This is a genomic window from Flavobacterium sp. (assembly GCF_043778725.1).
Lineage (GTDB): Bacteria > Bacteroidota > Bacteroidia > Flavobacteriales > Flavobacteriaceae > Flavobacterium.
Genome location: NZ_JAYWFT010000026.1, coordinates 1 through 6,574, shown reverse-complemented (window position 1 = coordinate 6,574; position 6,574 = coordinate 1). Strand labels below are relative to the sequence as shown.

The 6,574-nt window shown below is 31.5% G+C and carries 4 protein-coding genes, 1 tRNA gene and 1 pseudogene; all 6 read right to left on the bottom strand.

The annotated features are described in order from the left end of the window. Positions 1 to 745 (bottom strand): phage integrase SAM-like domain and Arm DNA-binding domain-containing protein (locus ACH2CG_RS02660; RefSeq protein ID WP_395061926.1); only part of this gene is annotated, 745 nt, incomplete at its 3' end. A 281-nt stretch (positions 746 to 1,026) separates the two neighbouring features. Then, positions 1,027 to 1,114, bottom strand: a tRNA-Ser gene (locus tag ACH2CG_RS02655). A 156-nt stretch (positions 1,115 to 1,270) separates the two neighbouring features. Next, entirely contained in the window at positions 1,271 to 2,401 is a 1,131-nt protein-coding gene (gene ribB, locus ACH2CG_RS02650) for a 3,4-dihydroxy-2-butanone-4-phosphate synthase (RefSeq protein WP_395061924.1), read from the bottom strand. Positions 2,402 to 2,822: 421 nt separating this feature from the next. Continuing rightward, positions 2,823 to 4,271: pseudogene (locus ACH2CG_RS02645) on the bottom strand (LptF/LptG family permease); the annotation flags it as partial. Positions 4,272 to 4,276: 5 nt separating this feature from the next. Beyond that, positions 4,277 to 4,918, bottom strand: a complete 642-nt coding sequence (locus ACH2CG_RS02640) for an outer membrane lipoprotein carrier protein LolA (protein ID WP_395061922.1) — start codon at positions 4,916 to 4,918, stop codon at positions 4,277 to 4,279. A gap of 1 nt (position 4,919) precedes the next feature. After that, on the bottom strand, positions 4,920 to 6,574 hold a 1,655-nt coding region (locus tag ACH2CG_RS02635), incomplete at its 5' end, for a DNA translocase FtsK (protein ID WP_395061920.1).

Sequence of the window (6,574 nt, the reverse complement as noted above, 5' to 3'; positions counted from 1 at the left end):
AGATATCGCGTACTAATGAGAGTCTATCTGTTTTGAAATCTTTGTTGATGATATTCTCAATCTCTTCCTCTGATAAATACGCTCGTTCCACTTCTCTGATTTTGGCTTTATAGTTGCTGAAAGGGTTTCTGTCAATCCAATTGTTGGCCAAGCATATCTTTATGATTTTGCTAAAATTCTTGATGTACTTGACCGCGGTGTTATTGGCGCAATTCCTAACGCTGCGCAAGTAGAATTCATAATCGGTAATAAAAGCATGATTTATTTTATCAATCTCGATATCGGATATTTTGTATTTCCATTCCAGAAAATCGATCGTATGTTTTAACGAGGTCTTGTAGCGCTCCAATGTTCCTGGTGCATATTCTTTACCTATCAATTCTTTGATTTTGTTGTTATGGTCTTGGAAGATGGGAACCAACATTCGTTTACGTTCTTCAAAACCAAGGATTTTGTTTTTGATAGTTTCTGCAGTAACCGGAATGTTTTTGTGTATTAATTCCATTTGCCCATCAATAATTTTGATTTTAAGCATATCAAGATGGCTATTTATTGAACGGGCTTCTTCTGAACTGCCTTTCATTTTACCTGCTTCTGTAGACCATTTGGAAATGTCGACAAATCGGTTTGTGCTTAATTCAATTCTTTTGCCATTAATGGTGATTCTTGTGTAGATCGGTACTGAACCGTTTACGCTGGCTTTTGCTCTCTTTGCATAAAAGAGAATTGATACTTTTGTTTTCATCGCGGTAACCTTTTAGTTCATATTAAATTTAAATCTAAAATGACTACAACACAAGATGTTCATATACTGAACAACTTAATGAACATGTTAATGAATATGTTCAAAAGCCTTGTGTATACTAGCCCGAGATAAAAATCGGTTACCCAAAAGTCATGAGTTTTAGGGTAACCGATTTTATCCCCTTCAGTACACGCATTAATGAATATTTTGGAGGGAGTGTAAAAGAAAAAACCCTTTAAATCATACGATTTAAAGGGTTTTAATTCAATTTGTATTTCTACTGGCGGAGAAAGAGGGATTCGAACCCCCGGACCTGTTACAGTCAACAGTTTTCAAGACTGCCGCATTCGACCGCTCTGCCATTTCTCCAGTAAGACACAATTACTTCCGTAATGCGGATGCAAATATAGTAACCTTTTTTTGTTTTCCAAATACATTTTAAACAAAAAAACGATTAATTTTTATTCTAAAAAGTAATCGTTTCATTTTCTTAGGGTTATGACTATTTTTTTATTTAAAAAAAAATTAATAATTCACGTATTCCATAATCTCTAAGCCATAACCAATCATTCCTACTCGTTTTGATTGTTGAGTATTGGATATTAATCTAATTTTTGAAATATCTATATCATGAAGCATTTGGGCACCAATTCCAAAATCTTTGCTGTCAATAATAATTTTGGGTGCTTTCATTTCACCTTTTGATTGTAATAATTTAAGTTCCGATATCCTGCTTAACAAGTTTACCGATTGCATGTCTTGATTTATAAATAAAACGGCACCTTTTCCTTGCTCATTTATCATTTTAAACATATCGTCCAATTGTTTATCGGCATTATTAGTTAATGTACCCAATAAATCATTGTTAACTTGTGATGAATTTATTCTAGTTAAAACAGATTCTCCCAAACTCCATGTTCCTTTTGTTAAAGCAATGTGAATTTGTTTATTTGTAGTTTGCTCATATGCTCGAAGACGGAATGTTCCAAATCTTGTTTCTATATCAAAATCTTCTTTTTTTACAATTAAACTATCATGTTTCATTCTATAAGCAACCAAATCCTCAATTGAAACTAATTTTAAATCGAATCTTTTAGCAACTTTAACTAATTCTGGTAATCTTGCCATTGTTCCATCTTCATTCATTATTTCTACAATAACTCCAGCCGATTTGAATCCAGCAAGTCTTGCAAAATCAATTGCAGCCTCTGTATGACCAGTTCTTCGTAAAACACCACCTTGCTTGGCTACCAGTGGGAAAATATGTCCAGGACGAGCTAATTCATAAGATTTTGTTTTACTATCTACTAATGCTAAAATTGTTTTTGCTCTATCTGATGCAGATATTCCTGTAGTTACTCCATTTCCTTTTAAATCAACCGAAACTGTGAATGCGGTTTCCATGTGATCTGTATTGTTAGAAACCATAGCTCTTAGTTCTAATTCTTTACAACGACTTTCGGTAAGCGGTGCACAAATTAATCCTCGGCCATGTGTTGCCATAAAATTTATCATTTCTGGCGTAACTTTTTCGGCAGCAGCAAGAAAATCTCCTTCGTTTTCTCGATCCTCGTCATCGACTACTATGATTATTTTTCCTTGACGGATGTCTTCAATAGCTTCTTCAATGGTATTTAATTTTATGGAATTCGACATTTTTATGTAGTTATGAAGTGTGTAGTTATTTTTTTAGTTTTAAATGACTTTTAGTCAAGAAGTAGGTAATAAAATAAAAAGGAAATCCTGTTAAAATTGCAATTACCATTCCTGGTTCAATTTCTAAATTGGTAGCGTGTCTTAAATTATTTATTTCCTTTTGCGATTTGTAAATAAAATAGAGTAGTGGTAGTAAAATTAGTACCAATAGAATTAAAAAAAAGACAGAATTTATAAAAAATAATACCATTGAAAACAAAAATGATATACTATATAAAAAAATAGAAATTTTAGCAAAATAATGGTATTTTTCTATCATTAATGAAATTGAATCTGCTGAAAACTCTTCTTTATTCAATGGCTCAATTTCATTACGAGGGATTGTTTCTATAGATTTTTCAAAAGCAATTTGAGGAGTCGTTTGTTTTATTTTTCGTTTTTTTATCTTAAAAAGTTTCTGTATTGGTGCTAAAAAACCATCAAAACTTACCATTCCTCCAATGTCATTTATTGCTCTGTAAGTTAGTAAAATTGCCAATGGAGTCAAAATCATCGATGACATCCAAACACCCATAAAGGCAGGCATTTGATTTTCTTGAGCTACTCTTTTTCCAAATGTATTTATGAAATGAAAAATTATAAATATTGCTACCGCAAATACTATAGGTAAACCTAGTCCTCCTTTTCTAATGATTGATCCAAGAGGAGCACCAATAAAAAACATTAAAAGACAAGAAAATGCAATCATAAATTTGTCGTACAATGCAATCCAATGACTGTTTATATTCTTTGATTTTCCTTCCATTTCAAAATTAGAACTGTCTATTGAAAAACCAGTGTTTTCTACATTATTCACTGCAATTTTATAAATTTCATTTTTTCGCTGACTGTCTAAATTATTTAAGAAATTGTTCTCCTTGCTTTCTTTTGTTTTGCTACTATCATTATTTATAGGATTGTAAAATGTGTTTCCAATGCCAGTTCTCAAATAAATATTCTCAGTATATGATTTAACATCTTTCTTGTAATTTTTATTTAATGAGTCTAATGTGAATTTTAATTCGCTCACATTCAGCATTGTATTGGTATTAGAGATATCAACATTTTCCATGTTAGATTGATTTAGTTTTGATAAATCAATATTTATTACATCTCTTTTAAATGAACCTTTGGCAAATGGAATTTTATTTCGCTCTTCATATTTTTTTGGAATAATATCTTCATAATAATTTCCATTTGTAAGAACTAATTTAAGTGTATTGGATGATTCGCTGCTTACAAGTTCTCCTTTTTCGGCTTTGATTACTGTTGTATTTCCTTCTCCATTATCAAGTTTTTTGTGAATTGTAACTCCGGTTAAATAATTTCCTTTTTCACCTGATTTTTTTTCAACCTTAATAGTATAATTTCCAACTTCACTAAATTGTCCTTCAGCAATAGCCATCGCTGGTTTTACTTGGGCTATGTTTCTTCTAAAATTTATAAATTTATATTCGGCATATGGAATTACATTATTTGCAAAGAAAAAAGAAACAATGCTAAGTAGTACAATAAATACAGTAATACTTCTCATAGAGCGTTGAAACGAAATACCCGAAGATTTCATTGCTGCAAATTCGTAGTTTTCTGCTAAACTTCCAAAAGTCATGATGGAAGATAATAACACCGAAAGTGGAAGAACCAATGGAATGATTCTTGGCATTGAAAATAATAAAAATTTCACAACTAATAAAAAATCTAAATCTTTACCTGCAAGTTCTGAAATGAATAACCAAACTGTTTGTAATATAAATATAAAAAATAAGATTACAAATACCGTAGTAAATGTAATCAAGAAGGTTTTTAATAAATACTTGTCTAATATTTTCACAAATGCTAATCTAATTTATTGATGTAGTATTTTGGATATTTACTAGCCACAAATGTAAATTGATTTTTTGATAATGACTGATTGGTTTTGAAAGAATTAACAGTCAAAGTTGTTTTTGTACCATTTTTACCTATTTCAATAAGATTGTAAATGGTTTTTGTTTGTACATCTATTCCTAAAAGTACCTCTTTTCGTTGGTCTTTAGAATTGTTTGGAATTAACTTAATAAATTGAATTTTGCGTCCGTTTACATTTTGCGGTATGTCCCAATAGTATTTGTAACCACTATTAAAAAAAGTCAACATTTTAGACGGAGTAATAGCTTTGTCATCTTTATCATTAACACTAGAAATGGTCACTTCTTCATCTTCAGGAACAATAGTGTATGTTTTTTTTCCGTCAAATATTTTGGTCACACCCATAAAATTCAACACATATTTGTTTCCTTGCAATGTAACATTTCCTTTACTGTCTTGATTGATGTTTTCTTTTGCATTGTTCAATGTATATTTAAAGTCAATAACAATATTGTCGTAACTTTTAATTTTAGCAGTAACTTCATCCAAAAGTGTTTTTGCTTTTTTATCTTGAGCATTACTTGAGAATCCGATGCAAACTAATAGTACAATTGAGAGTATTTTTTTCATTTTACTGATTGTTTTTTTCATTACTTAAAAATTGATCTAGAGCAACTAAGTCAGGAATATTAACACTCCTTGCTTTACTACCTTCGAATGGTCCTACAATTCCTGCTGCTTCTAACTGATCTATCAATCTTCCTGCACGGTTGTAGCCTAGTTTTAATTTTCTTTGCAATAATGATGCCGAACCTTGTTGCGCTGTTACAATTATTTCGGATGCATCTTTAAAAAGTACGTCTCTCTCTGATATATCAATGTCTAATTTTACATTACTTTCATCACCAACATATTCGGGAAGTAAGAAAGCAGTAGGATAGGCTTTTTGAGAACCAATATAATCTACAATTTTTTCAACTTCGGGTGTATCTACAAACGCACATTGTACACGAACCAAATCATTTCCGTTAGAAAACAATAAATCACCTCGTCCTATAAGTTGATCGGCACCACCAGAATCTAAAATTGTTCTCGAATCAATTTTAGACGTTACTCTAAATGCAATTCGAGCAGGAAAATTTGCCTTTATCATACCAGTAATAACATTTACAGAAGGTCTTTGTGTAGCAATAATTAAGTGAATTCCTATGGCACGTGCCAATTGAGCCAAACGAGCAATTGGTATTTCAACTTCTTTTCCGGCTGTCATTATTAAATCGGCAAACTCATCTACAACTAATACTATATAAGGTAGAAATTGGTGACCGTGTTCGGGATTTAATTTTCGAGCCTTGAATTTTTCATTATATTCTTTAATATTTCTGACCATTGCATCTTTTAACAAAGAATAACGGTTGTCCATTTCTATACAAAGCGAGTTTAAGGTATTAATAACTTTACTATTATCAGTAATAATTGCATCTTCAGAATCGGGAAGTTTTGCCAAATAATGTCTTTCTATTTTATTAAAAAGTGTCAATTCAACTTTTTTCGGATCGACTAAAACAAATTTTACTTCGGCTGGATGTTTTTTATACAATAAAGATGTAAGAACTGCATTCAATCCAACTGATTTTCCTTGTCCTGTTGCACCAGCCATTAGTAAGTGAGGCATTTTGGCAAGGTCAAATACAAAAGTTTCGTTGGAAATTGTTTTTCCTAAGGCAATAGGAAGTTCCATTTCGGCTTCTTGAAATTTTGCAGAAGCAATAACCGTTTTCATCGGAACCATGGTTGGATTTTTGTTTGGCACTTCAATACCAATAGTTCCTTTTCCAGGAATAGGAGCAATGATACGAATTCCTAATGCCGATAATGACAACGCAATATCGTCTTCTAGACTTTTAATTTTTGAAATTCTAATTCCGGCTTCGGGAACAATTTCATATAAAGTTACCGACGGTCCAACTGTAGCTTTAATTTGTGCAATTTCAATTTTGTAATTACGAAGCGTTTCTACAATATTATTTTTATTTTCCTCAAGCTCGGCTTGATTGATTGTAATTCCGGCAGATGCATATTCTTTTAATAAATCAATTGTTGGAAATTTGTAATTTGACAATTCTAAAGTTGGGTCAAACAATCCAAAATCGGCAACCAATCGCGAGGCTAAATTTTCTTCAACGGTATCTTCTTCAGGAGCTTTTTCAATTACAAAAGCATCGTCATTAGTTTTAATAATTTCGGGCTCGGTAATTTGTAATATTGGAGTTGGTGATGGTAGAA